This window comes from Plantibacter sp. VKM Ac-2880 (genome assembly GCF_015351235.1).
Lineage (GTDB): Bacteria > Actinomycetota > Actinomycetes > Actinomycetales > Microbacteriaceae > Plantibacter.
This window is the reverse complement of the sequence record NZ_JADKSJ010000002.1, coordinates 536,250-561,861: the sequence shown is the minus strand read 5'-3', so window position 1 is coordinate 561,861 and position 25,612 is coordinate 536,250. Positions and strand designations below refer to the sequence as shown.

Annotated in this window: 23 protein-coding genes; 8 read left to right on the top strand and 15 right to left on the bottom strand. The window is 70.2% G+C overall.

What is annotated here, in order from left to right; all coding sequences use genetic code 11:
* Positions 1-32 precede the first annotated feature (32 nt).
* Positions 33-3,056: a DUF11 domain-containing protein gene (locus ITJ57_RS14730; protein ID WP_194670824.1), complete on the bottom strand. Its 3,024-nt coding sequence runs from the start codon at positions 3,054-3,056 to the stop codon at positions 33-35.
* A gap of 270 nt (positions 3,057-3,326) precedes the next feature.
* Between ITJ57_RS14730 and ITJ57_RS19845 the strand changes: the two genes are divergently transcribed.
* A complete protein-coding gene (locus ITJ57_RS19845) occupies positions 3,327-4,958 on the top strand; it encodes a LuxR C-terminal-related transcriptional regulator (RefSeq protein ID WP_194670823.1) in 1,632 nt (543 codons plus the stop codon).
* 31 nt (positions 4,959-4,989) lie between these two features.
* On the opposite strand, the gene ITJ57_RS14720 is transcribed toward ITJ57_RS19845, so the two are convergent.
* Positions 4,990-5,667, bottom strand: a complete 678-nt coding sequence (locus ITJ57_RS14720; protein ID WP_194670822.1) for a hypothetical protein — start codon at positions 5,665-5,667, stop codon at positions 4,990-4,992.
* A gap of 111 nt (positions 5,668-5,778) precedes the next feature.
* Here ITJ57_RS14720 and ITJ57_RS14715 point away from each other — a divergent pair, with 111 nt between their 5' ends.
* Positions 5,779-6,426 (top strand): hypothetical protein, encoded by a 648-nt coding sequence (locus ITJ57_RS14715; protein WP_194670821.1) that lies wholly within the window; start codon positions 5,779-5,781, stop codon positions 6,424-6,426.
* On the opposite strand, the gene ITJ57_RS14710 is transcribed toward ITJ57_RS14715, so the two are convergent.
* From ITJ57_RS14710 to ITJ57_RS14690, 5 genes are all read right to left on the bottom strand, one after another.
* Entirely contained in the window at positions 6,404-6,979 is a 576-nt protein-coding gene (locus ITJ57_RS14710; RefSeq protein WP_194670820.1) for a DUF2231 domain-containing protein, read from the bottom strand. The genes ITJ57_RS14715 and ITJ57_RS14710 overlap by 23 nt on opposite strands.
* Before the next feature lie 126 nt (positions 6,980-7,105).
* Complete coding sequence (locus ITJ57_RS14705; RefSeq protein WP_194670819.1) at positions 7,106-8,428, bottom strand: glycoside hydrolase family 32 protein; 1,323 nt, start codon at positions 8,426-8,428, stop codon at positions 7,106-7,108.
* A 68-nt stretch (positions 8,429-8,496) separates the two neighbouring features.
* Positions 8,497-9,330 carry a carbohydrate ABC transporter permease gene (locus ITJ57_RS14700; protein ID WP_082456107.1) on the bottom strand — a complete coding sequence of 278 codons (834 nt, stop codon included), beginning with the start codon at positions 9,328-9,330 and terminating at the stop codon, positions 8,497-8,499.
* An 8-nt stretch (positions 9,331-9,338) separates the two neighbouring features.
* The gene (locus ITJ57_RS14695) at positions 9,339-10,289 is read right to left on the bottom strand and encodes a carbohydrate ABC transporter permease (protein WP_194670818.1); all 951 of its coding nucleotides are present in this window, start codon (positions 10,287-10,289) and stop codon (positions 9,339-9,341) included.
* On the bottom strand, positions 10,289-11,671 hold the full coding sequence (locus tag ITJ57_RS14690) for an extracellular solute-binding protein (RefSeq protein WP_194670817.1): 1,383 nt from the start codon (positions 11,669-11,671) through the stop codon (positions 10,289-10,291). The genes ITJ57_RS14695 and ITJ57_RS14690 overlap by 1 nt, the downstream gene beginning before the upstream one ends.
* Before the next feature lie 150 nt (positions 11,672-11,821).
* Between ITJ57_RS14690 and ITJ57_RS19460 the strand changes: the two genes are divergently transcribed.
* Positions 11,822-13,846, top strand: a complete 2,025-nt coding sequence (locus tag ITJ57_RS19460) for a PfkB family carbohydrate kinase (RefSeq protein WP_228507266.1) — start codon at positions 11,822-11,824, stop codon at positions 13,844-13,846.
* Between the two features lie 3 nt (positions 13,847-13,849).
* Here the strand turns inward: ITJ57_RS19460 and ITJ57_RS14675 are convergent, their stop codons facing one another.
* Positions 13,850-14,488, bottom strand: a complete 639-nt coding sequence (locus ITJ57_RS14675) for a MerR family transcriptional regulator (protein ID WP_194670816.1) — start codon at positions 14,486-14,488, stop codon at positions 13,850-13,852.
* 70 nt (positions 14,489-14,558) lie between these two features.
* Here ITJ57_RS14675 and ITJ57_RS14670 point away from each other — a divergent pair, with 70 nt between their 5' ends.
* Complete coding sequence (locus ITJ57_RS14670; RefSeq protein ID WP_194670815.1) at positions 14,559-15,068, top strand: DUF4188 domain-containing protein; 510 nt, start codon at positions 14,559-14,561, stop codon at positions 15,066-15,068.
* Positions 15,069-15,112: 44 nt separating this feature from the next.
* Positions 15,113-15,631: a DUF3592 domain-containing protein gene (locus ITJ57_RS14665; RefSeq protein WP_194670814.1), complete on the top strand. Its 519-nt coding sequence runs from the start codon at positions 15,113-15,115 to the stop codon at positions 15,629-15,631.
* Here ITJ57_RS14665 and ITJ57_RS14660 read toward each other — a convergent pair.
* Entirely contained in the window at positions 15,622-16,245 is a 624-nt protein-coding gene (locus ITJ57_RS14660) for a hypothetical protein (protein WP_194670813.1), read from the bottom strand. The two genes, ITJ57_RS14665 and ITJ57_RS14660, sit on opposite strands and share 10 nt — an antisense overlap.
* Positions 16,246-16,297: 52 nt before the next feature.
* Complete coding sequence (locus tag ITJ57_RS14655) at positions 16,298-17,566, bottom strand: ammonium transporter (RefSeq protein ID WP_194670812.1); 1,269 nt, start codon at positions 17,564-17,566, stop codon at positions 16,298-16,300.
* Positions 17,567-17,746: 180 nt separating this feature from the next.
* On the opposite strand from ITJ57_RS14655, the gene ITJ57_RS14650 reads away from it, so the two are divergent.
* A complete protein-coding gene (locus ITJ57_RS14650; protein WP_194670811.1) occupies positions 17,747-18,058 on the top strand; it encodes a GNAT family N-acetyltransferase in 312 nt (103 codons plus the stop codon).
* Here the strand turns inward: ITJ57_RS14650 and ITJ57_RS14645 are convergent.
* Together ITJ57_RS14645 and ITJ57_RS14640 are read right to left on the bottom strand one after the other, a co-directional pair.
* Positions 18,030-19,433: a BNR-4 repeat-containing protein gene (locus tag ITJ57_RS14645; RefSeq protein WP_194670810.1), complete on the bottom strand. Its 1,404-nt coding sequence runs from the start codon at positions 19,431-19,433 to the stop codon at positions 18,030-18,032. The two genes, ITJ57_RS14650 and ITJ57_RS14645, sit on opposite strands and share 29 nt — an antisense overlap.
* A gap of 286 nt (positions 19,434-19,719) precedes the next feature.
* Positions 19,720-20,991 (bottom strand): HNH endonuclease signature motif containing protein, encoded by a 1,272-nt coding sequence (locus ITJ57_RS14640; RefSeq protein ID WP_194670809.1) that lies wholly within the window; start codon positions 20,989-20,991, stop codon positions 19,720-19,722.
* A gap of 161 nt (positions 20,992-21,152) precedes the next feature.
* Between ITJ57_RS14640 and ITJ57_RS14635 the strand changes: the two genes are divergently transcribed.
* The gene (locus ITJ57_RS14635) at positions 21,153-21,755 is read left to right on the top strand and encodes a DUF805 domain-containing protein (RefSeq protein ID WP_194670808.1); all 603 of its coding nucleotides are present in this window, start codon (positions 21,153-21,155) and stop codon (positions 21,753-21,755) included.
* A gap of 83 nt (positions 21,756-21,838) precedes the next feature.
* On the opposite strand, the gene ITJ57_RS14630 is transcribed toward ITJ57_RS14635, so the two are convergent.
* Positions 21,839-22,297 carry a VOC family protein gene (locus ITJ57_RS14630; protein ID WP_194670807.1) on the bottom strand — a complete coding sequence of 153 codons (459 nt, stop codon included), beginning with the start codon at positions 22,295-22,297 and terminating at the stop codon, positions 21,839-21,841.
* 98 nt (positions 22,298-22,395) lie between these two features.
* Between ITJ57_RS14630 and ITJ57_RS14625 the strand changes: the two genes are divergently transcribed.
* Positions 22,396-23,376, top strand: coding sequence for a YafY family protein (locus ITJ57_RS14625; protein WP_194670806.1), 981 nt, complete (start codon positions 22,396-22,398; stop codon positions 23,374-23,376).
* 23 nt (positions 23,377-23,399) lie between these two features.
* On the opposite strand, the gene ITJ57_RS14620 is transcribed toward ITJ57_RS14625, so the two are convergent.
* A complete protein-coding gene (locus ITJ57_RS14620) occupies positions 23,400-23,987 on the bottom strand; it encodes a DUF1349 domain-containing protein (protein WP_194670805.1) in 588 nt (195 codons plus the stop codon).
* Between the two features lie 34 nt (positions 23,988-24,021).
* Positions 24,022-25,608: a glycoside hydrolase family 32 protein gene (locus ITJ57_RS14615; RefSeq protein WP_194670804.1), complete on the bottom strand. Its 1,587-nt coding sequence runs from the start codon at positions 25,606-25,608 to the stop codon at positions 24,022-24,024.
* Between the last annotated feature and the right edge of the window lie 4 nt (positions 25,609-25,612).

The following is a 25,612-nucleotide window of genomic DNA, read 5'->3' as shown; positions in this document are numbered from 1 at the left end:
TCTGTGTCGATCAGCTCCTGATCAGTTCCGGATCAGCGCCCGGTGAGCAGGCGGCGTCGGACGACCAGCCCGGCACCGAGCAGCAGCAGCACCGCCGCGCCGATCGCCAGCGGTGCCACGTTCGCGCCCGTCGAGGCGAGGACGGGGCCCGGCGTGCTCACCGTGACCGTCGACGGGTCCGAGGTGAACAGCTCGCCGCCCGGGGTCGTCCCGGTGCCGAACGCGGTGTTGCGGATGGATCCCGCGTTCAGGTCCGCCTGGGTGACCGTGTACGTGGCGGTGCACACGATCTGGAGACCGGGGGCGAGGAGCGCCGTGCCCGTGGGGCAGGTGATCGCCGACAGGGTGCCGGTCCCGGTGAAGTCGCTCTCGGAGACGGCGACGTCACGAAGCGTGACGTTGCCGGTGTTCGTCACCTGGAACGAGTAGGTGATGACCTGACCGACCGCTGTCGCGCGCTCGACGTCCGCCGTCTTGACGACGGAGAGGCCGGGCACGGGCGGGGACGGGATCGTCACCTCGGACGGCGGCGAGACCGGCGGGACGCCCGTCACGCTGCTCGGCGGCGTCGCGGTCGCGGTCGCGGAGTTCGTGACCTGTCCGGCGTCGACGTCGGCCTGCACGACGGTGTACGTCGCCTCACAGGTCACGGTCGCTCCGGGCACCAGCGGGCCGGCGTCCGTCGGGCAGACGACCTCGGACAGCTCGCCGGCGCCCGAGAAGTCGCCCTCGACCACGCGCGGGTTCGTCAGCGTGACGTTGCCGGTGTTGGTGACGAGGAACGAGTACGTGACGACCTGGCCCACCGTGAGGCGGTCCTGGGCGGCGGTGTCGGCCGACTTCACGACCGTGATGGCGGGTGCTGCCGGGAGCTCGACGGTGGTCTCCGACGGTGGTGAGACCGGGGGCGTGCCGCCGCCCGGCGGGGTGCCGGTGGCGGTGGCGGAGTTCGTCACGGAGCCTGCATCGACGTCGGCCTGGGTGACCGTGTAGGTGGCCTCACAGGTGACCGTCGCAGCCGGAGCCAGGGACGCGGCCCCTGCCGGGCAGACGACGTCGGACAGCGCGCCGGTGCCGGTGAACGCACCCTCGACGACGCCGACGTTCGAGAGCGTGACGTTGCCGGTGTTGGTGACGAGGAACGAGTACGTGACGTCCTCGCCGGCGGTCGAGACCGTGGTCGGCGTCGCCGACTTCACGACCGTGATGGCGGGTGCTGCCGGGAACTCGACGGTGGTCTCCGACGGTGGTGAGACCGGGGGCGTGCCACCACCGGGCGGGGTGCCCGTCGCGGTGGCGGAGTTCGTCACGGAGCCTGCATCGACGTCGGCCTGGGTGACCGTGTAGGTGGCCTCACAGGTGACCGTCGCAGCCGGGGCGAGAGACCCGGCCGCTGCCGGGCAGACGACGTCGGACAGCTCGCCGGTGCCGGAGAAGTCGCCCTCGACGACGGACACGTTCGAGAGCGTGACGTTGCCGGTGTTGGTGACGAGGAACGAGTACGTGACGTCCTCACCGGCGGTCGAGACCGTGGTCGGCGTCGCGGACTTCACGACGGTGAGCGCCGGGGCCTGCGCCACGCCCGGGATGGTGACCTCGGACGGCGGCGACACCGGCGGCTGACCCTGCGGCGGCGTGCCCGTCGCGGTGGCCGAGTTGGTGACGGTGCCGGCGTCCACGTCGGCCTGCGTCATCGTGTACGTCGCCTCACAGGTGATGGCGGCAGCCGGCGCGAGGGTCGCAGCACCGGCCGGGCACACGACGTCGGAGAGGTCACCGGTTCCGGTGAACGCCCCCTCGTCGACCTGCACGTCGGTGAGCGGGACGTTGCCCGTGTTCGTGACGAGGAACGAGTAGGTGATCTCGTCACCGACGGCGTACTCGGCCGCGACCGGCGACGCCGACTTCACGACGGTGATCGCGGGAGCCTGCGGCACGAACTCCACCGTGGCGTCCGCTGGCGGGTTGAGGCCCACGCTCGTGATGTTGTCGGGCCCGTTCGTGAACGTTCCTGCCACCGGCGAGGTGACCTCGACGGTGATCGCACAGGACGTCATGCCCTGGCTGAGGTTCCCGGTGACGGCGACCGAGGTGCCGCCCTCGGGGGCGGTGACCACGCCGGAGGGGCAGGTGGTCGAGGCGTCTCCGTCGGCGATGGTCAGGCCGGCGGGCAGCGCGTCCGTGAAGGACCAGCCGTTCTTCGCAGCGAGTTCGTCGGTGTTCGTGACCGTGAGCGTCAGCGTCGAAGTCTCCCCGGCGACGACGCTGGCCGGGCTGAAGGACTTGTCGAGCTGCGGCGAGACGTCGAGCACCTGGATGTTGTCGAACGCGTGGTCATTGCCGGCGGTGCCACCACCGGTGAGGTTCCGAGCGACGATGCCGACGGTCGCTCCCGGGAGCAGGACGGCCCCGGGCGACACGTAGGTGCCGACGCGGACGGTCTCGGCCCCGGCTGCACCGGTCGCGGGAGCGGTGACCGACCGGGAGCCGGGAGCGGTGCAGCCGTTGATCGCGCCGACCGAGTGATCGGTGCCCTGGTCGTCGGCGAGGAAGAACTCCAGGATCGGCTGCTGCGAGGCGTTGCAGGAGACGGCGGCGAGGTCGACCGAGGTCGTGAGGTAGCGGTTCGCGCTGACGAGGGCGATCGGGTCGACCGTCGCGAACTCGACCGCGTTCGGCGGGTTCATCGTCAGCGTCTGCGTGGACGTCCATGCGCTGACGGCGTGGTTGGTGGTGTCGCCGCCACCAAGGGCCCAGGCGAGCTGCCGCGTGCGGCCCTCACCCGAGGCGGTCGCGGCGAGGCAGAGGGGCTCGGCGGAGGAGGCGAAGCTCGTGATGGTGCCGTTGCACTGCGTCTGGTCGCGCCAGGAGGGGTCGGAGGTGTACCGGGCGCCGTCCGCACCGACGTAGTCCTGGAGGGAGGTGGGGGAGACGGTGCCGCTCTCGAAGTCCTCCGAGTAGACGACCGAACCGGTCTGTGCGGTTCCGGGGGTGCCGGGGAGCGCCTGTGCGCTCGACCCCACCCCGACGAGCGAGAGCGCCGACAGGAGGGTCACCCCGATGATCCCCATGGTGGTGCGACCGGCGGACGGTGCTTGCCACCGGTTCCGCCATCTCGCGCGATGGCGCCTTCGAGCCGTGTGCTGCTGCATGTGTGTTGCCTCCCCGTGAAGCGGCGGTTCGCCCGCCGAAAACCTGGCCCCAGAGGAGGGGCCGACGATCAGTAGACCGGTGGACGGCCCGCTCTCGGGGTGGATCGGGGAAAGACCACCCCCTATCCAGCCCCGGATCTTCCACGACAGGTGAGGGTCACCTAGGGTGGACGCGTGCACATCGGTCGGAATAGGTACTTTCCCTCCCTCGGGACCGGGTTCCTGCACCCCGCAGACGTCGCCCCCGTCACCCGACTCCTCGCGACGGCCATCGAGGACGAAGATTGGGAGACCGTCGTCTCGGTGATCGAGCACGAGTGGGGGATCCTCATCGCCCTCGACCTGCCCGCGCTCGACCGGGCGCTGCGCGCCCTCCCTGCGCGGATGCTCTCCGCCCACCCGGTCGTGTTCGCCGTTCGCGAGATCCGACTCAACATCCGCGGCGAGACGGACGGACTCGACCACTCGGCAGGCCGGGTCGACCTCCCGACCCATCCGGACGACCTCCGCGACCGTGCCCGCTCCGAGCGTGCACGGACCAGCCTGAGCGCGGCGACGGCGTTCATGATCGCCTACCGGGTGCACGGCCGACATCAGCAGGCGCTGCACTACGCCAGGATCACGGAGGAGCTCGCCCGACGGGCCCGCGTGCACCAGCCGAACGAGTTCGTCCCCAGGGTGCCCACCGCGCTCCTGCAGGTGGGGATCACGAAGCTGCTCGTCGGTGACCACCACGAGGCGAGCCTGGTGCTGCGTGAAGCCTATGAACTCCGTCACGAGTCCTGGGACGGCCGGAACGGGCCGGACGCCTCCGGCAAGCTCGCCCTGCTCAACGCCGTGCGTGGCGAGATCGTCGAGGCGGAGCGGTGGCTCGAGCGGCACGACGAGGGTGACGGTGCCCACGGGTGGATGGTGCCGCTCGTCCGACTCTCCGGGGCGATCGCCCGGGCGCTCATCGCGGTCGCCCGCATGGACCAACCCGCCGCCCAGGCCGCCCTCGCGACCCTCGAACTGCAGGTGAACCGGGAGCGGTCCTGGGCGCCGTTCATCACCTACGCCCAGGCGCAGTACGCGCTCCTCTGGGGCGACAGACGGGCGGCGCTGCAGATCATCGAACGCACCCGTGTGTTCGCCGGTCGCAGCCTGCGTCAGGCCGGCGCGGAACGGCTCCTCGACGCGGTGGAGGCCTCCCTCCTGCTTGCCCTCGAGCGCCCGACCGAGGCGAACGCCCTCCTCGACGACCGCGACCGGAACGCCTACACGGCCGCCGTCGCGTCGAGGCTCGCGCTCCTCACCGATCGCAAACCGCTCGCCCGCGAACTCGCCACGGCCGGGCTCGCGGAGGTGAACATCGACGCGGGTGCGCAGACCGACCTGCTCATCGCCTCGGCGCTCGCCGACGCGTCCGACGAGGACGGTCGGCGGCACCTCACGCAGGCGATCGCGACCACGGCACGGACGGGGATGCTCACGCCGTTCGTGGTCGCACCCCGGACGCCCCTCCGCCAGCTGCTCGGCACGATGACCCCCAACGAGACGCACACCCGGATCGACCGCATGCTGGCGTCGAGCCCCGAGCCGACGCCCGAGCGCGCCCACCTCGTGGAGCTCACCGCGACCGAGCGCCGGATCCTCCTGCTGTCGGCCGCGGGGAGCAGCCGCCAGGACATTGCGCTGGAGCTGTACGTGTCCGCGAACACGGTGAAGTTCCACTTCCGGAACGTCTACCGGAAGCTCGACGTCGACTCCCGCGAGGACGCCCTGGCCACCGCTCGACGACTGGGTCTGCTGCCCCCGGCACGCTGACTCGTGCGCAGACCCCGGGCCGCCGGCGCGGTCAGCGCGAGTCGTCCGACCAGGGTAGGTAGCCGTCGAGGGAGTCGATGACCGCCGCCGGGAGTGGGGACTGCGCCCGATCGTCGAGGACGACCTTCCAGTCACCCTCGACCCACTGCAGTGCGACGGGGGAGCTGACGAACGCGTCGCCCTGGTCGGCGTCGACCCAGACGAGGTCGACGATGGCCGTGTCGGCGTCGTACGCGTCGATCGCGAAGCCGGCGACCTGGGGTGACCCGAGCGCACCGTTGGGGAGGGCGGTGGGCGTCGCGAGCGCAGCGTCACGCCCGGGCCCTGGGGCGACGAGCATCGGGACGAGTCCGGCGAGCACCTCCGGGTCGGTCTCGGAGGCGAACGCGGTGTAGTTGACCGCGGCGGCCAGGGCTCCGTACGCCGTGCGCGCAAAGCAGTACCGTTCGCCGGCTCGGACGACGAACGGGCCGCCGTTGCTGTTCTCGGCGGTCACGGCGATGGCTCCGACGAGCTCCCACTGGTTCGTCGGCGCGGCGGTGAGGGTGTCCGTGGTCTCCACCGTCTTCATACCGCACACGCTGTCGCTGGTGGTCACCGTCTCGTCGACGGCCTGGGTGGCGTCGGGTGCGGGCGGCAGCGGGGCGGTGCATCCGGTGAGCGCGAGCGCCAGCACCCCGATCGTGAGCATGGTCGTGCGTCCGCGCATCGTTCCCCCAGAACGTCGGCCCGACCCCCGGTCCGACGTTCGCTCACCCGAGCAAGCTGCATGCCGACTGCGGTGGTGATCAGGCGTCACCCGCCTCGGTAGGGTGGCCGCATGGGCAGACGCGGTATCACCGGATCGACCGTGTCCGTCCCGCTGTGGCGAGAGGTCCTGACGCTCGCCGCCGGCGCCGTGTTGGCCGTCGGCGGAGCGGCCGCTGCGGTGATCTGCCTCGGGACGTTGCTCTTCGGCGGGATCGACCTCACGGCGGAGGTCGGCAGCACGGGGGACGGAACCGGCCCGGTGGTGCTCGGGATCGTCGTCGTGTGCGTCATGATCGCCGGTGGAGGGGTCTCGATGCTGCGGCCGGTGCTCTCCCGCATGCGTGCTCAACCGGCCGCTGCGACACCCACCGCCCTCGACACCGATCCCGGGGTCGGCGCCGCCGACACTCCAATCACGGCAACCGTCGGACCGATGCGGTCCTACCGGCGCGAGCGCATCGTGATCGGGGTCCTCACGCCGACGCTCATCGTGGCGGCCGGTGCCCTGTTCGTCGTCGCACCGACACCGGTCGTGCTCCTGGTCGGTCTGGTGCAGGTCGGCCTCGCGGTGGTGGTGTTGCTCCGGCGTCCGGTAGTGCTTCGAAAGCACCGCTGGCAGTACCTGGCGGCCGCCCTCGTGTCAGCGGTCTGCAATCCGATCACCGTGATCGGTGCGGTCCTGGTGGGCTTCCTGATCACCGGCCGTCCGTTGGCGTGATCGCCTCCCCGGTCTGCGCGAAGCCGCTGCGCTGAGTGTCCTCGTCGGCCACCCGGACGCCATAGCGGTAGGTGAGCTCACCGCCGAGCACACCGGACAGGCCGACGAGGCCGTAGCCGACGAGACTCAGGAGCACCCCCGCGACCCCGGCCCGGTGGTGCCGCGACCGCGACCGCACGAGGAGACTCCCGGCGAACAGGGACGACGCCGCGACGTTCGCGGTGAGGTGCGTGAGGGCGATGCGCCGGGCGGGCGTGCCGCGATCGATGGTGCGGAGGTCGAGGAGGCCGAGCGACCCGGCACCGGCGGCACCGACGAGGCCGATGCCCACGAGCCAGCTCGCACCGCGGGCGAACGAGGCCGGCTTGGCGACGAAGCGGGTGGCCAGGTCGAAGACGAGGCTCGCCGTCCACGCCCCGATCGGCACGGTCACCACCACGGCGTGCAGCGGGTGTCCGTACGGTCCGGCGAGGATGGATCTCGGTCGCTTCGCCCGGCGGAGGCTCAGCTCGACGAGGTCCGGGGTGAGGCGTCGTGGCGTGTCGGTCGTCATACGGGGACGCTACGCTGCCGCGCGAACCCGGGGGAGACCTTGACGCCGAGGGCCCGCGCATGGTTCGCGGCCCCGGCGCCAGGTCGTCGGTGGATCAGGCCCTCGGGCGATCAGCTCGTCAGCGGATCAGGCGGTCGGCGTCGGGACCCGCAACGACCACGCCTCCGCCGTCACGCTCGCGTCGTGCCGCAGGGCATAGTGCTCTCCGTCCGAGGGGTAGGCGCGGAAGGTCAGGGCCGGGTGGCCCATCCGGTGGATCTCCACGATCGACGCGTCGATGAGGACCCGCACCTCCTCGCCGGTGGCGAGCTCGCCCTGCCAGACGGTCTGCTCGCCCGAGCCGCCGAGGACGAGTTCCGCGGTCCCTGTCCCCGTCAGCACGACCTCGGACTGGTCGGGGAGCGCGGCCACCTCGACCGGCTCGGCCCGGAGCGCCGTCAGTTCCCTGGCCGGGACGAGCTCGACCTGGTCGTCGCGGACGATGAGTTCGCGGGGGAAGGTCAGCATGCCGGACCATCCGTGCTCGTCGGCGTCCGCCTGGGACCGGCCAGGTACGCCGGCCGGTGCGAGCTCCTGCGCCCACCCCCAGAGGAGCACGCGCGCCGGCTGCCCGTCGGAGCCGTCGGACTGCACGGCCTGCGGCGCGTAGAAACTCGACCCCTCGTCGATGAGACCGGTGCGGCGTGCGGTGAAGACCGGGCGGCTGGTGCCCTCGTCGATGGTCAGCGAGCCGAGCGCCCACGCGACCCCGCGGTGGGGCTGCCCGTCCAACCACAGCGACATGATCAGCACCCAGTCCTCGCCCACCTGGACCAGCTGCGGGCACTCCCAGCCCTCGCACGGCGCGAGGTCCGAGACCACCGGCGCCTCGGCGTCGAGCAGGTACCCCTCTTCCGTCCAGGCGTCGAGGTCGTCCGCGCCGTAGAGCAGCAGCGCACCGCCGACGTCGGAGCGGCCGGCGCCCTGGATCGCCCAGCGATGTCCGCCCAGCTCGAAGAGGAACGGGTCCCGCACCATCGTCACCCGCTCGTCCGAGGGGAGGGCGGCGGCGACGATCCGCTCACCGCTCCAGTCGCGGGCGTCGGCCGAGCCGTGCACGACGACCACCTCGGAGCGCCCGTGTCGGTCGCGGGCGGCGGAGTAGACGACCGCCGGCAGGCCGCCGTCGATGACGCCGACGCCGCTCCAGCACCCGAAGCCGTCCGTGGTGCCGGGACGGGGATGCAGGGCGACCGGGTGTTCCTCCCACGCCAGCAGGTCCGCGGAGCTCGTGTGACCCCAGTGGATGTCCTCGTGCCGGGCGGACCCCGGGTTGTACTGGAAGAAGACGTGCCAGCGTCCGTCGACGAACATGATGCCGTTGGGGTCGTTCACCCAGCCGGCCGCGGGCCTCGGGTGCAACCGCGGGAAGCTGCGGTCGGCGTGCTGCTGGGACTGGAGGCCGGTCATGGCTCCCTTTCGGTTGGAGATCGGTCTGGTCGAGGTGGTTCGGATCGCGGTGCGGGTGTCGACGTCGGTCACTTGCTGACGCCGGCGGTGAGTCCCTCGCGCAACGGCTTCTGTCCGAAGACGAAGACGAGGGCGGCGGGGATCATCGACAGGACGACGCCGGCGAGCACGGTCGCGACGGACCCGGTGCCGAGGTTGCCCTGCAGGGTCACGAGCCCGAGCGGGAGGGTGAAGTTCTGCTCGCTGATCGTGAGGATGAGTGGTCGGAAGAACTCGTTCCAGTGGTAGTTGAACGCGAGGATGCCGACGATCGCGAGGCCGGGTGCGGCCAACGGCAGGTAGATGCGGAAGAAGATCTTCCACGGTCCGGCACCGTCGATCTGTGCCGCCTCGGCGAGTTCCGGCGGCAGTCCCATGAAGTACTGGCGCATGAGGAAGGTGCCGAACGCCGTCGGGATCATCGGGATGATGAGCGCGAGCAGGGTGTCCGACAGTCCCATGCCGCGGATGAGCATGAAGACCGGGACGATCGTCACCTGCATCGGCACCATCATCGTGGCGAGGATGAGCCCGAACAGGATGCGCTTCCCGCCGAAGTCGAAGCGCGCGAACACGTAGCCGGCCATGGCGGCACTGAGCATCTGCCCGGCGGCGATGAGGAGGGTCACGAGCGCGCTGTTCCAGGTGTAGAGCAGGATCGGGATCTTCTGGAACACGTCGATGAACGCGCCGGGGCCGAACTCGGTCTGCCCGGTGTCGACGTTCGCCGGGGTGAGCGCCGTGACGAGCGTCCACACGACCGGTGCGAGCGTGAGGAAGGCGGCGATGATGAGGACGAGGAACTTCCCCGCCGTGGCCAGTCGGCGGCGCGTCTGGTTCGGGGCGATAACTGCGGTGGACATCGTGGACCTCATCCGTAGAAGACGAAACGCTTGCTGAGCCGGAACTGCGCGGCGGTGACCAGCATGATCAGGAGCGTCAGCACGATGCCGATCGCTGCAGCGAGACCGAAGTCGAGCTGTTGGAACGCGGATTCGTAGATCACCATGACGGCGGTGCGTGTGTCGTCTCCCGGCCCGCCGCGGGTGAGGACGTACGGCTGGTCGAAGATCTGCAGCGCGCTGATGATGGCCATCACGGACGCGACGAGCATCGTCGGGCTCACGAGCGGCAGCGTCACGTGCCGGAACTGGCTCCAGCCGTGCGCGCCGTCGAGCGACGACGCCTCGTAGACCTCGCGGGGGATCGCCGCGAGCCCGCCGATGAACAGCAGGAAGGTGAAGCCGAAGTTCTGCCACACATAGACGAGCAGCACGACGATCTTCGCCCCGAACCCGGTCGTCAACCAGCCGATGTCCCCGACGCCGAAGAGGCCGAGGAACTCGTTCACGAGACCGAACTCCTGGTTGAACAGGTACGACATCACGAGCGACACCGACGCCGCCGACAGGACGAGCGGGAAGAACAGCGCCGAGCGGAAGAACGTCCTGACCCACTCCGGCATGCGGGACTGCACGAGGATCGCGAGGAGGAGCGCGACGGCGAGTTGCACCGTCACGGCGACCACGACGAAGCCGACCGTGTTGAGGAACGACACGCGGACGGTGGGGTTCGCGGCGAGGTCGACGAAGTTGCCGACGCCGACGAACTCGGGCGCCGAGATGATGTCCCAGCGGAAGAACGCCAGCAGGAACGAGCCGATGATCGGGACGAAGCTGAAGAGCCCGAGTCCGATGAGCGTCGGGGCGAGGAACACCCAGACGAGCGACCGGCTGCCGCGCGGGGCGGGACGTCGGCGGCCGGACTTCGCTTCGGGTGGGACGACCAGCGCGCGGGTCGCCGTCGGTGACTGCAGTGCCATCATCGTCCCTTCAGTGCGAGTTCGAGGTCCCGCTGCATCGTCTCGAGGCCCCGGCGGACACCGGTCTGGCCATTGGTGATCGTGCCGACCACGTTCTTGATGAGGGCCGACTCGACGGCGGCCTGTTGGGGTGGCGCGGGCATCGGGCCCGTCGTCGGGAAGCGGTCGAGGGTGTCGTAGAAGACCTCCCAGTGCTTCGGTCCGATGTCGCCGCCGTACAGCTCGGTGTTGAGGGAGCGGCGGGGGAGCGAGGAGTCGGGCTGCTGATGTGCGATCGACATCCCCTCGACGGAGATGCAGTACTTCATCCACTCCCACGCCTCGTCCTTGCGTTCGGAGGTCCGCATCATCGCGTAGCCGCCGGCACCGAACTGGTGCCGCTGGCCACGCATCTTCGGGAAGTAGGTCACGTCGTACTCGTCGTTCCCGAGGCCGGCGTCGTTGAGCCTCTTCACCCAGAACCCACCGGCGGGCGTCATGCCGACCGATCCGCGGGAGAAGAGGGAGACGAGCTCGTTGCCGCCACCCTGCGCGGGGTTCGCGGCGATCCCTTCGGAGACCATGCGCTCGAGGACCTCGAAGCTCTCCACCGTCCGGTCGCTCAGGGCGTCGGCGTGCTCCCAGAGGTACCCGCCACCTCGCGGCGTCTCATTCGGATAGAACCGCGACCACATCCAGTCGCCGCCGGGTGCCTTCTCCTCGGTGAGGAAGCTCGTGTCGTTGATGTACAGCCACGGCACGACGCCGCCCCAGAGCCGGTTGTTCCAGAAGTACGGCAGGAACGAGCCGGGGGCGCTGGCCTGCATGGTGCGGCCGACGGTGAAGAAGTCGTCGACCGACCAGTCGTCTCGTGGACGCTCGAGCCCAGCGCGCTCGAATGCCGAGGTGTTGTAGTACATGTTCGCGGCGTTGAAGTTGTCGGGCAGCTGGAAGAGGTTGCCCTTGTACATGAACGACTCGATGAGCGAGGGGTTCACATCGTCGAAGTACTCCTGCAGTTCGGCGGCGTCGCGCTGCACGTACTCGTCGATCGGGTGGGCGAGACGCTCGGCGAACAGCTGGGTGCCCTCGGTCGCCACCGACACGATGTCCGGCGGCGTGCCCGCTGCGACCATCGTGAGGATCTTCGCGAAGAAGTTGCCCCAGTCCTGGCCCTGGATCGCGATGATCCGGACCGGGATGTCGGGGTGCAGCTTCTGGAAGCCGTCCACGAGCGACTGCCGGGCGGCGGCGTCCTGGGCGGTGCCGAAGAGGGCGACGGTGAGGGCGTCGTCGCCACGGCCTGGGATGTCTCCGCCGGTGAGGCGCGGCCAGGAGATGGCCGTGCCCGCCAGACCGAGACCGAGCAGGGCGAGTGCCGCCCTGCGACTCAGATCAACCACGTTGTTGCTCCTGCGAAATCGGGGCCGACCGTTCGCAGGGCGCGGACGATGAGCCATGAATGGGAGTGCTGAACGGATTCAGCAAACGAAACATAACACAGCTCCGCGCGATATGCTGAACTGATTCAGCAGCCCGCACGAAGGAGTGTCATGTCCACCCAGCGCCGCCGCACGACCCTCGCGGACGTCGCCGAGCGCTCGGGCATGTCGAAGGCCGCCGTCAGCATGATCATGAACGACCGCCCGGGGTCGCGGCTGTCGGCGGACGCCGTGGAGCGGGTGCGCGCGGCCGCTGCAGAACTCGACTACCGCCCCAACCCCGCAGCCCAGGTGCTCCGGCGTGGCAAGACCCGGACGATCGGCTTCATCTCCGACGAGGTCACGCTGACCCGCCACGCCTCCGGACTCATTGGCGGAGCCCTCGAGGTCTCGAAGGTGAACGACCACACCATGCTCATCGCTGAGACCCAGGGGATCGAGGGCGGCCTCGCCCGGGCGTTCGAGACGATGATCGACCACCGCGTCGACGGCATCCTCATCGGCCTGCTCGGCGCCCGCCTCATCGACCTCCCGAGTACCTCGACCGGCGTCCCGGTCGTCGTCCTGAACGGAGCGTCGTCCTCGGGTCATGCGAACGTCCTGCCCGACGAACGCGCCGCCGGCTACGCGGTCGCCAAGCGACTCGTCGACGCCGGACACCGTCGCATCGGCGTGGTCGGCGACCTCCCGCGTGACGTCGTCAGTGACCTCCGCCAGACCGCGACGGTGGCGCTCCGCTTCGAGGGCATCGCCGCAGCGTTCGCCGAGGCGGGCATCGAACCGGCGCGCGTCGACATCCCGGAGTGGCAACCGGAGCCGGGCTATGAGGCGACGGTCGCGCTGCTCGACCGGCACCCCGACGTCACGGCCATCCTCGCCGCGAACGACGGCGTCGCCTTCGGGGCGTACCAGGTGCTGCTCGAACGGGGACGCCGGATCCCGCAGGACGTCTCCGTCGTCTCCTTCGACGACGAGATCCTGGCTGGCTACCTCCGGCCCGGGCTCACCACCGCCCGGCTGCCCTACCAGGAGATCGGCGCGCTCGGAGCATCGATGCTCCTCGGTCGGCACGCCCTCGGGCACGAGCTCGTCACCATGCCGATCATCGAGCGGGACTCGCTCGCCGCCCTGCCCCAGCCGCTCCGTCACCAGCCGCTCCGTCACTCGACACCCCATCACCCGACGCCGTCTGACCCGGACCCAGCAGAGAGAACAGCCATGCACACGACCCCGACGACCGACGTGCTCATCGCCGGCGAGACGCTCATCGACATCGTCCGTCGCCTCGACCGGACGCAGGCCGAGAGTCCCGGTGGCAGCCCGGCGAACGTCGGCATCACCCTCGGCCGACTCGGCCGGGTCCCGGCGCTCGTGACCCACGTCGGCGACGACGAGCGCGGCGCGGCGATCCGGTCCTGGCTCGACGCGTCCGGCGTTTCGCTGGTGTCGGCCCCGACCGGTCGGACGTCGACGGCGCAGGCGACGCTCGACGCGGACGGTGCGGCCACCTACGAGTTCGACCTCTCCCTCGACCTCGACGCCACGGATGCGCCGGACGCGTCCGTCGTCCACACCGGCTCGATCGCCACGGTGCTCGAGCCGAGCGCCAGCCGACTGCGTGCGTTGGTGGAGTCGCGTCGGGATGCGGCGCTCATCACCTACGACCCCAACATCCGTCCCACGCTCGTCGACGACGCCGAGCGTGTTCGGCGGACGGCCCTCGAGTGCATCGCACGCGCCCACGTCGTGAAGGCGAGTGACGAGGACGTCGCCTTCCTGCACCCCGACCTCGCGCTCGTCGACGCGGCGAAGCAGTGGGTGTCGTCAGGCCCCGGGCTCGTCGTCGTGACGAGGGGTGGCGACGGAGCCCTCGTGGTGCGCGCCGGCTCGGTGTTCGAGATCGCGACGCCACGGGTGACGGTGGCTGACACCGTCGGTGCCGGCGACACGTTCATGGGGGCGCTCATCGACGGCCTGCTGACCGCCGGGGTGTCCGGGCCCGGGGCCGAGGAGCGGCTCGGGGCGATCGCCGACGACGACCTCCGGCGACTCCTCGAGCGTGCTGCGCGGGCGGCGAGTGTCACGGTGTCGCGCCCGGGCGCGAACCCGCCCACGCTGGCGGAACTCGACGCCTGACGCTCAGACCGTCGGTGCCGTCGGCATCGCCGCGTCCGGCCCGCCGAACCGCGCCGAGGACACCACCTGCTGTGCCGCCCGGCGGAGGGCCAGGATGAGCGGTTCGGAGAGGACCGTTCCGAGCACGATGTACTGCACGGCGAGCTCGGGGGAATCGGCGGGGATGCCGTCGATCTCCGCTTCGGCGATGCGACGAGCGGCCTCCACGTAGCGGTCGAGCACCTCGGGCGGCACCGTGAAGCCGGCGCGCTCCAGGGTGTCGAGCGCCTGGGCGAGGCCGGCGAGGAGTCCGGGGTCGCACTGGTCCGCGGCGCCGCCGAGCCGCTCGTAGAGCTCGAGCGCGCGCGTGGTGTCGAGGGGTCCTGCGGGGCGCGGGGTGACGGCGGCGTGTGCCACGCCGAGGAGGTCGTACGGGCCCGGCGGCGGTGCGTCGAGGGCGGCCACGACGTTCCGGGTCTCGGCGATGCTGACGCCGGCGGTCAGGAGGGCTCGGATGACCCGGAGCCTGGACAGGTGGGCGTCGCCGTACCGCGCCTGGGTCGCCGAGGTGCGCTCGCCCTCCGGGAGGAGTCGTTCGCGCAGGTAGTACTTGATGGTCGCCACCGGCACCTCGGATGCCGCGGCGAGTTCGGAGATCCTCATCGTGTCCTTCTCGCATGGATAGTGCTACTATCCAACTTGGATAGCGTCCCTATCGAACAAGGAGCAGTGTATGTCACGCGTCGTCGCCGGCCGAATCACCCACCGTCACGAGGGGGAGCTCGTCGTCTTCCACATCGGCATGACCGTCAACCAGTGGTGGCGTCCCGACCAGTGGATGCCGATCTTCGGAGAGATGCCGCGCATGTTGCGCGAGCTGATGACCGACCCGGACTCCGGCCTGCTCGGCTCGCACATCCTGCTCGGTGCGTCCGGACCGTACCTCGTCCAGTACTGGTCGTCGATCGAGAAGCTCTACGCCTACGCGTCCGCGCCCGCCTCGGAGCATCGACCGGCCTGGTCGCGGTTCAACCGGCGTGCCAGGTCGGCACCGAAGGCGGTCGGAGTCTGGCACGAGACGTTCCTGGTCGAGCGGGCCGAGAGCATCTACGTGTCGACGCCCGCGATGGGGCTGCCGGCGGCGACCGAGGCGGTGCCGATCGGCTCCCGCAACCAGCACGCGCGCCAGCGCTTCGCCGACGGCCGGACCGGAGCGACGGAGGCGCCGGAGGCGTCGGCTTGAGGAAGCTGTGTCGAGCCGCGTCCAACGTATGTTGAGATAGGCGGGTGGACCTCCAGAAGCAGCCGGCGCCCGCCGCAACGCACCCGACCCGCAAGAGTTTCGGCGCGGTCGCCCTCATCCTCGGCATGTTGCTCGTCGGCCCGGTCATGATCGCGATCGGGGTCGGCCTCCGGATGGCCGACGACGAGCTGCTCCAGACGGGGACCCGCACCACCGGCATGATCACCGAGGTGCAGGACGGCGTGGAGGCCTCGGACCTCGACTTCCGCGTCGAGTACCGTGCCACCGACGACAGCGTGCACACCGTCTGGGAGTCGTGGGACATCAGTGACCGGCCGTCCGTCGGCGATGAGGTCACGATCGTCTACCGGGCCTCGGACCCGGGGGCGGCTGTCGTGGAAGGCTACGGCGGCGAGGGCGAGTGGATGACCGGACTCGGAGTCGTCTTCACCGTCATCCTCGGTGGGACGGGGGTCATGATGCTGGTGATGGCTGCTCGGGGCCGGTCGGAGCGCACCCAAGCGCGCCGCGCAGCGATGCAGCCACCCGCCGGTCAGCGGTAGCGCGGCGGAACGGCGAGCGGCGCGGAGACGAGCGCGGCCCCGCGAGGGATCTCGCCCGAGTCGTGCGGTACCGGTGTCCCGAGGGCGAGCACGATCTGTAGGCCGTCGACGGGTTCGGTCGCGGCGTCCGCGTGCCGGAACGTCAGGGTCGGCGGGTCCTCGGAGACGCTGTAACTGAGCACGATCATCGAGCTCGACCCGGAGGCGCGGAGGCGCGGTCTGGAGAACCGCACCGACGACTCGTGCACGGTGAGGACCTGCTCCCTGTGGAGGATCCGACCGGCGCCGGTCGCGTCGCTGCCACCGGCGCTCACCATGACCTGCGGACCGGCGAACCCCACGATGGCGTGGTTCAGCTCGTCGGGGGCGGAGATGAGGCCGCTCGCATCGCGGAGCTCGACGAGCTGCAGTCGCCACCGGATGCGATGGTCGACGTCGGTGCTGATCCAGACGTCCCGCACACTGCCGCGGCCCCGGTCGAGCGGTTGCCGGACGAGGTCGTCGAACCGGATGATCCGGGATGGCCCTGGTGTCGCGGGTGGTCGTGAGACGACGTCGACGAGGACGAGATGAGCGGGAGTGGCAGCCGGTTCGGGTCCAGCTGCTGCGCGCATCTCGTCCTCGTCGGGTCGGGAGGTGGTGCAGGTCGGTCGGTGGTGCGGTCGGTCAGGCCTTGGCGTCGACGAGGATGTAGCCCTCTTCACCGTGGACCACGGTGTCGATGCCGGCGATCTCGTCCTCGTTCTTCACGCGGAAGCCGATCGTCTTCTCGATCGCGAAGCCGATGACGAAGGCGAGCACGAAGGAGTAGATGAGGACGGAGAACGCGGCGATCGCCTGGACGAGCAGCTGCGAACCGTCACCACCCATGAAAAGGCCGGTGCCGTTGGCGAAGAAGCCGAGGTACAGCGTGCCGATGAGGCCACCGACGAGGTGGATGCCGACGACGTCGAGCGAGTCGTCGAAGCCGAGCTTGAACTTCAGGTCGATCGCGAGGGCGCAGACCGCGCCGGCGACGATACCCAGCACGATCGCCCAGATCGGGTTCAGCGAGGCGCACGCCGGGGTGATCGCGACGAGACCGGCGACTGCACCGGATGCGGCGCCGACGGAGGTCGGCTTACCGTCCTTGACGCGCTCGACTACGAGCCAGGCGAGCAGCGCGGCGGCCGGAGCGGCGATCGTGTTGACGAAGGCGAGTGCGGCGGTGCCGTCGGCGGCCAGCTCGGAGCCGGCGTTGAAGCCGAACCAGCCGAACCAGAGGAGGCCGGCGCCGAGGAGGACGAACGGCGGGTTGTGGGGGACGTAGGCGCCCTTCTTGAATCCGACGCGACGACCGAGGACGAGCGCGAGGGCGAGCGCTGCCGCACCGGCGTTGATGTGCACCGCGGTACCACCGGCGAAGTCGATGACGCCGACGCCGAAGACGTCCTGGAGGCCGTGCGTGATCCAGCCGCCGTAGGCGAAGCTGCCGTCATCGGCGAGGCCGAAGTTGAAGACCCAGCTGGCGACGGGGAAGTAGACGACGGTCGCCCAGATGCCGGCGAAGATCATCCAGGAGCCGAACTTCGCGCGGTCCGCGATGGCACCGGAGACGAGTGCGACGGTGATGATCGCGAAGGTCGCCTGGAACGCGACGAAGGCGAGCGGCGGGTACGCGGCACCCTCCGGCGTCTCGAGAGCGCCGGTCAGGCCGATGTTCGCGGTGTCGATCGCCCACGGCGCGACGGTGCCTTCTGAGCCGGGGAACGCGATCGCGTAGCCGTACAGCACCCAGAGGACGCCGATGAGGCCGAGTGCGCCGAAGCTCATCATCATCATGCTGATGACGCTCTTCGCCTTCACCAGGCCGCCGTAGAAGAATGCGAGCCCTGGAGTCATGAGCAGCACGAGTGCCGCAGCTATCAGGATGAACGCTGTGTTTCCTTGATCCATTCGAGGTGCCTCTCCGCAGGGACGCGGCTGGAGCGCGTCGGGTGCGCCCAGCGTGACACCACCGTGTTTCCGTCGGCGTGTGCCCGTGTTTCCGGCAGGTTGCGGATCCGGACCCCGTGTAAACAGCTCGTGACGGGACGCATCGGACGTACAGTGAGGACCGAGTGGAACGGAGCCCCGATGACGACACCCAGCATCGACGCGGACACCCCCGAGGTCGTCCGCAACGATGAGCGCCACGAGTACGAGATCCGCGTGGGCGACCGCGTCGCGGGGATCGCCGGGTACCGCGACGAACCCGGCCGGATCCTCTTCACCCACACGGAGATCGATCCCGACTTCGGTGGGCAGGGGCTCGGCAGCATCCTCGCGTCCGCAGCCCTCGACGACGCCGCCGAGCGCGGCCTGACGATCGTGCCCTACTGCCCCTTCATCCAGGCGTACCTGCGGAAGCACCCGGACTTCAGCGGCGAGGTGTCCTGGCCGGAGTGACCGCTTCGCGCGGGAGGTGCGGGATGCGTGGCAGGCGTAGGAGGACGGCTTCGCATCGGTAGTCCTGTGAGCTCGCCATGCTGCCGCGGAACCAGAGCAGTGAGACGGTCGACGGATCGCCCGGGGCGACGATCGGTCTGAGGTTGTCGTGCGCCGAATCCTCCGTCACCGGCGTCCACGACCAGCTCGCTCCGGCGTCCGTGGTCCGGCCGTGGAAGATCTCATGGTGCGGCAGGGCCCTGTCGTCGCGCGGGTCGATCGCGCTCGAGAGGTAGACGGAGTCGAGATCGTCGGGATCGATCGCGACGAGGCCCGTGTAGTCCTGCTCGTGGGGGAGGAGCCCGGCACCGGCCAGGGCGAGCGGGTGCACCGACCAGTCGCCTCCCGGTGGCAGACGGGCGGAGAGGAACCGGTGGTCGAGGACGGGCCGGAAGCGTTCGGTGGCCTCGTCCGGGTGGGCCGGGCCGTCGTCGGCGCGGGCGGAGACGATGGCGGCGAGGGTGCCGTCGGTGGCTCGCCGGAGGTCGACCGTCCAACCGTGGCCGAGACGCACGCCCGGCCATCGGCCGCCCTCGGGGAGCGTGGAACCAGCGGCGACGAGGGTCGTGAGGTCCACCTGCGAGGGTGCGTCGCCAGTCAGCGGGCGCGGGTCGACGATGCTGCCGTCGGTGCGGTGGAGTCCGTCGGCGTCGAGGAACCCGTGGTAGACGCTGTTGTCGTAGTCGCGTGGGTGGTGGTCGGTGGTGATGAGGTCGATGCGGGTGGGTGTGGAGGTGTAGCGGGTGTAGCCGTTCACGTAGCCCACCTTGGGGCGCGTGAAGAGTTTGCCGGCGTACCGCCAGGTGTCGCCGTGGTCGTCCGAGACGAGGGCGCATTGGTCGTCATTGACGGCCCGAGCGAAGCAGTACAGGCGGCCGTCGAGTTCGTGGAGGTTCGAGTAGGTCACGCCGGACCCGCCGGTGTGTGGGCTCCAGTCGAAGGTCTGCTCGGGTCCCCAGCGGCGTGGGTCGCCGGGTTCGCTGATGCGCCAGCGGGTGAGGTCGTCGGTCTTGTGGCGGGTGTACATCGCCAGCCAGCGGCCGTCGGGGCGGTGCCAGAGGGCGGGCACGTCGTGGTCGTCGGATTCGAGTCGCTCGTGGAGGACGACGACGTCCGCGGTGCCGGTGGTGAGGTCGACGACGGTGACCTCGACGTTGCCGCCGCGGCACTCGCCGTCGACGCCCGCGGTCGAGGCGATCGACCCCACGAGGAGGAGGCCCGCGACCGGGTCGACGAGTGCTCGCTCGTCTTGGAACCAGCACCAGGCGGCGTTGTCGTTGACGACGATCGGTGTGGGACGGTCGCTGGTGGATGGACTGTCGTGTCGGCGCGGCATTGCGACCTTCCGGGTGGGGTTCCGGACGAGGCTACCGGTGTGACCGCGCGCTCGGCAAGCGCTTTCCGAGGGGTGGTGCCTCTCCCGAGTGCCCTTCGACAGGCTCAGGGACCGGGGTGTTCCCGGTGCGTCTTGTCCGGTCACTGAGCTTGTCGAAGTGCCTACCGGTCGCTGAGCTTGTCGACGTGCCTACCGGTCACTGAGTTTGTCGACGTGCCTACCGGTCACTGAGCTTGTCGAAGTGCTCACGTGGAACCCTTCGACAGGCTCAGGCGCCGGCCGGGGTTCAGAACGGCGCGGGGTCCGGCGCGGTGCGGTGGTGTTTCCCGTCGGGTGTCGTCCAGTCGAGCACGCCGCCCGGCCGGTGCTCGAGGTTCCAGCCCGGCAGGTGCTTCATTCGGTGGTGGTGTCGGCAGAGGCAGGCGAGATTCCCGACATCTGTCGTTCCGCCCTCTTGCCAGGCGACCGAGTGATCGAGGTCGCATGCTCGGGCTCGGCGTCCGCACCCTGGTGCACGACAGGTGCCGTCCCGAAGCCGCACCGCCCGTTGCAGATCGGCCGGCACCCGGTATTGGCCGCGCCCGACGGAGAGGACAGCCCCGGTTTCTGGCTGGACGAGGATGCGGGTGAAGGAGGGGGCGTTGACCGCGATGCGTGCCGCGGTCTCCGGGTCGATCGGCCCATAGCCGTCGAGCGTGGCAGGGGCGTCGGACACGCCGGCCAGGCTGAGCGCCGGGACGGTGATCTGCACGGTCGGCTTGATGTGCTCCTGCACTTCGATCGGGTGCAGGAGCACCGGGTTCGACGCGGCATCGTCCGGGGTGACGCCGGTGAGGGCGAGGGCCGCGAGGGCGTCGGCCTGGAGCTGTCCGCAGGTGCGAGCATCGCCGGCCTTGCGTGACTCCGCAGCCGCGGCTTCGAGGCGCTCGACGATGCCCTGCGCGATGGGTGCCGTGGTGAAGAGGTGCACCCATGCCATGCCGTCTGCGGCGGGTTCGAACTCCACCCGGCGGTCAGCCTCGGAACGGATCGCGCGCGCCGTGAGGGACTCCGGGTGGAGTCGCTCGCGGAGGTCCTTTGCGCGCTTCTTGAGCCGCGCAGCGGTCAATCGCTCAGCCATCGGGAGCACCTCGGCGATGAACGACGCGCGTCCTGTGGTGGGAACGTCACGGAGCTGGTCGGTGATCGTGCGCGCATGCCGGCCAGAGATCCGGCCGGCCTCGAGCGCCGCCAACACGGACGGTGCCTCGTTCACGAGCCGCTCGGCGTCGTCCGTCGCGTGCAGGACGGTCCGCTCGGCCGAACGGGTCGCCATCGCGAGCATGGCGCACGTCGAACGGCGCGACAGCGCACGCCGTTCGGCTGGCGGGTAGATGGCGGGCACGACCGTGTCCGCGAGCGCATCCGCATACGCGGCGGAGCGGGCGAGGAGGCGGGCTTCCTCAGCGTCCAAGGCCGCGCGTCGGCGGCAGATGCTCGCGTACTCGTCCGAGAACTCAGCGAGCTGCGCGGCGTATTCGTCGCTGGCGCGGATCGCGGTGGCGGTGCTCTCGGTCATGACACCAGTCCACCATGGACCACTGACATTCCAGATGCCGAGTTCGGGCGGGTGTGGAGGCGTCTCCGTGAGCACTTCGACAAGCTCAGTGACCGGGGCTGGTCGGTGGACATGTTCGGGTCGCTGAGCTTGTCAGCCCGACGGACGCAACCCGTCCGGGGGTGATCTCCGCCGCTGCCAGCGCGACACCCGACTACCCCGCAACCCCGACGTACGCGGCTCCGAACGACGCTCCCCAGGCCCCACGCGGAGCCGCCTCGCCCGACGACCTCTCGCTGCCGCTCTCCGGCGCGACGTTGCCGCAGGCGTCCAAGCGGTACCTCCGCAAGTACGCGACCTTCTCCGGCCGTGCCTCGCGGAGCGAGTACTGGTGGGTCACGCTGTTCCTGTTCCTGGTCACGCTCATCCCGAACATCCTCCTGATCACGGGTGTCGCGATCGGTGCGTCGTCGGCTGCCGCGCAGCGCGAGGCGGTCGTGTTCGACAACAGTGCCGGCTCGCAGACCTACCACACGCAGCCCGGCATCTTCGAGATCCCGGGGGCGGCACCGCTCATCATCGTCGGCTTCGTCCTGCTGATGCTCATCGGCTTGGCGACCATCGTGCCGAGCCTGGCCCTCACCTGGGGACGACTGCACGACGCCAACTTCCCCGGCCCCTTCACCTTCTTCTCGCTCATCCCGTCGATCGGCGGCATCATCCTGCTCGTCCTCCTCCTCCTGCCCTCGAAGGCGGAAGGCCAGCGGTTCGACAAGCTGCGCTGAGTCGCAACGTGATGACCCCGACGGGCCGATGCGGATGACCTCCGCACCGGCACGTTCGGTGTCCGCTTCCGCGGGCGGTGGTCTCAGTCGGCCGTCGCGACGTCGAGGATCCAGGTGACCCCGAACCGGTCGGTGACCATGCCGAAGCCCGGGCTCCACGCGGACGCCGCGAACTCCTCGACGACGGTGCCGCCCTGGGTGAGCTTGGCCCAGAAGGCCTCGACCTCCGTGAGTGTCTCGCCGCGCACCGAGACGAAGCACGACTGCTCCGTGACGGTCGTGCCGTCTTCCCGACGCGTGGCACCTGCACCGATGAGCGAGCCGCCCGTGGCGCCCAGGCTGTCGTAGGCCATGATCCGGAACCCGTCGGCGGACTCGAGCTGTCCGAAGACGACCAGCTCCGCCCCCGGAGCGTCCTTCGGCATGCCGAAGTCCGCATAGCTGGCGATCGTCGTCTGCCCGCCGAAGACGGACTCGTAGAACGCCAGGGCCGTGCGGGCGTCGCCGCCGAAGTTCAGGTGGGTGGTGGTCGTGATGCTCATGCGTGCTCCTCGATTCGGACCGGGCTCGTCCCGGTCGAGCATCATGCTCGCGGGTGTCTAGGACAGATCGTGTCCGCTACTCGGCCTACGCTCGCATCATGTCCTCTCCCGCCTCGCGACTGCTGCAGCTGCTCTCCCTGCTCCAGGCCCGTCGGGACTGGCCGGGCGCGCTCCTCGCCGATCGACTGCGCGTCAGCCACCGCACCATCAGGCGCGACGTCGACCGCCTGCGCGAGATGGGATATCGGATCGAGGCGACCATGGGGCCGGACGGCGGGTACCGGCTCGACGCGGGGAGTGAGCTGCCCCCGCTCCTGTTCGACGACGACCAGGTGGTCGCGCTGACGGTGGCGCTCGAGACCGCCACCGTGGCGGGTGCAGGGATCGGCGAGGCGGCACTGCGAGCCCTCACCACCGTCCGACAGGTGTTGCCGTCGCGGGTCCGCCACCGGCTGGATGCTCTGGAGGTCGCGAACGTGGCCCGCGCCGGTGCCGCGCCGACGCCCACGGTCTCCTCCGAGGTGCTGCTCTCGGTGTCAGCCGCCATCCGGGACCGGCACGTGCTCCGCTTCGGCCGGGCGGTCGATGACCCGGCACCACCGCGTCGGGTGGAACCGCATCACCTCGTGCTGTCCGACGAGCGGTGGTACCTGGTGGCCTGGGACCTCGACCGCGACGCCTGGCGGATCTTCCGCGCCGACCGCATCGCGCCTCGGACGCCGACGGGTCCGCGCTTCCACCCCCGCACGGTGCCCGGGGGAGACGTGCGGGCGTTCGTCGCGGCGCGATTCAAGGGCTCGGAGCACACCGACCGATGGCCGTGCGTCGGAACCGTCCTCCTGCACCTCCCGCTGACCGCCGTGCAGCCCTTCGTCGGTGATGGAACGGCCGAGGCGGCGGGCGACGACCGCACCCGATACACCGCCGGCGCCTGGTCGTGGGTCGCGCTCGCCGCCTCGCTCAACCGGTTCGACACGGAGGTCGAGGTGGTCGGGCCCCCGGAACTGGCCGCGGCGTTCGCGGTGCTCGCCGAGCGCAACGCGGCGACGGCGACCCGCGGGGCGTCGGCGCAGCGGTGATCGTGCCGCCGTGATGACTGCGGTCAGGCGTGCAGGGCGTCGTCCGGCGGGCCGAGGCGGACGGCGGTGAACCGGACCGTGAGTCCTGCGCGGGTCGGCGCCGCGCAGAACAGCCCGGCCTCGACGTCGGCGGCCGGGTCGAGGTGCGCCACCCGGACCAATCGCCAGTCGTCGTCGTCCACCCGCGCGCGCACGGTCACCGCATCGCCGTCCCGGCTCGCGCGGACGGTCACCGGGCGTCCGAGCCAGTCGGGGACGGGTGCGACCGACCAGTCGGAGGTGCCGTGCGTGACGACCGCGCCGAGCTGCGCGACCCCGTCCGACACCTCGACGCCCGCCTTGATCCAGTTCGTCTCGGACACCCGCAGGAACACCCCGGCCTGATCGAACTGCTCGGAGCCGTCGAGGACGAACGTCACCTCGACGGCCCCGCGGTGTGGCATCGGGGCGACCAGGGCGTGCTCCGTGTCGTGGACGAAGCCGTAGGAGGTGTGCCGCCAGGCGTCACTGCCCTCGACGGCGGTGACGAGCAGGGAACCGTCGGGCTCCGTCGTCACCGCCGCGGGGGCCGTCGTCCATCGTCCGTGCTCGTTCAGGTGTTGGAGATCCATCCGTCCATCCTGACGGACGAACCAGCGCGCTCGCCTAGATCGCCGTACCGAACTCGCGGATCGTGATCCCTGAGACGGTCAGTGGTCCGCCGTCGGCGTAGAACGAGATCCCCGTGTCGCCCTCGGCGAAGTGCACCTGCTGCGACAGGACCGTGTGGCCGGCGTTGACGAAGACCTCGACGCTCTGCGTGTCGACGAAGACCCGCAGGTGGACCGAACGAGCAGCCGCGTCGATCGGCGCTGCGGCTCGCGTGTACGGCTGCAGTGAGAAGCCGGCCTGGTCGGACGGGGCACGATCGACGTAGAGCTCGGCCCCGGCCTTCCCGACGTTGGTGTGCCGGGAGCCGTCCGCCGAACGCCCGACGGAGAGACCGACATTGGTCGCGGTGTCCCACGTGAGGTCGAGCTCGATCTCGTACGCCCGGCCACTCCAGGGCAGGACGGCGCTCCCGGTGACCGTCTGGTCGGGGAGGGGGAGGGTTGCGGTCGCATACCCCGAGAGGGCCTCGACGGGCGAGCTGAGCAGGCTGTACCGACCACCTGACTGGGCCTCGAGTCGCAGCTCCCGGACGATCGAGTTCTGACCGTTGTAGCCGTCCGAGGCGTCGGTGGGGACGTCGCGGTTCGCGTACTTCCAGTTGTTCATCCAGGCGATCGCCAGCCGGCGGTCATCGGGTGACTCCGCCTTCGGCCAGGTGACCGCGGCATACCAGTCCCAACCCCAGTCGAGCCACTGCGGGGTGAGGTCGTCAGCCGTGAACCGCGTCCCGTCCCAGGTGCCCGTCCAGTAGGCGTAGGTCATCGGCAGGCCGATCGAGTAGGCGTCCATGCTGGCGCCCAACACCCAGTGCCAGCTGCCGTCGCCCGCTCGCATCTGGAACAGGTCGGGGCATTCGATGCCGCCGAGGTCGTGGTTCGGGTAGTCGAAGTTGTGCTGCAACTGCCAGTCGACCAGGTTCGTCGAGGTGTAGAAGGCCGCATACCGTGCACGGCCGATGACGCAGACCCACTCGCTCCTGGCCGCGTCCCAGTGCACCTTCGGGTCCCGGAACCACTCGGCGTTGTCGATCTCCGCCGCGGTCTGGGCCGTGCGTCCGTCGGTGTTCACGATCACCGGATCGGGCCGCATCGTGAACGTGAACCCGCCGTCCGTCGACCAGTAGAGGTACTGCTCCTGGTACTTCCGGACCCCGTCCGTGGGCTGCGTGGCGAGGGCGATGACCGCCCCGGCACCGTAGCCCGCCGTGTTCGCAGTGTCCACGACGGCGGATCCCGACCACACCGGGAAGTCCGGCTGCAGCGGCATGACCGTCCCGTGGTGGGTGAAGGCGACGCCGTCGGTCGTCGTCGCGTGATCCCAACCACCCGGGCCGTTGTTCTGACCGGAGTGCAGGTAGTACAGCTGGTACGCGCCGTTCGTGAACACCGGTCGTTGCGGGTCGCAGAGCCACCCCGACGGCGGCGTCATGTGGAACACCGAGCGGAGCGAGGCCTGCGCCTGCGCGTTGGTCGTCGCTTGAGCGGCCTGGGCCGTGAGCGGAGCCCCGGTGCTCGCGAACAGCGCGAGTGCCCCGAGGCCTGCGCCCTGGAGGATCGTCCGTCTGGAGAGGTCGTGCGTCATTGCG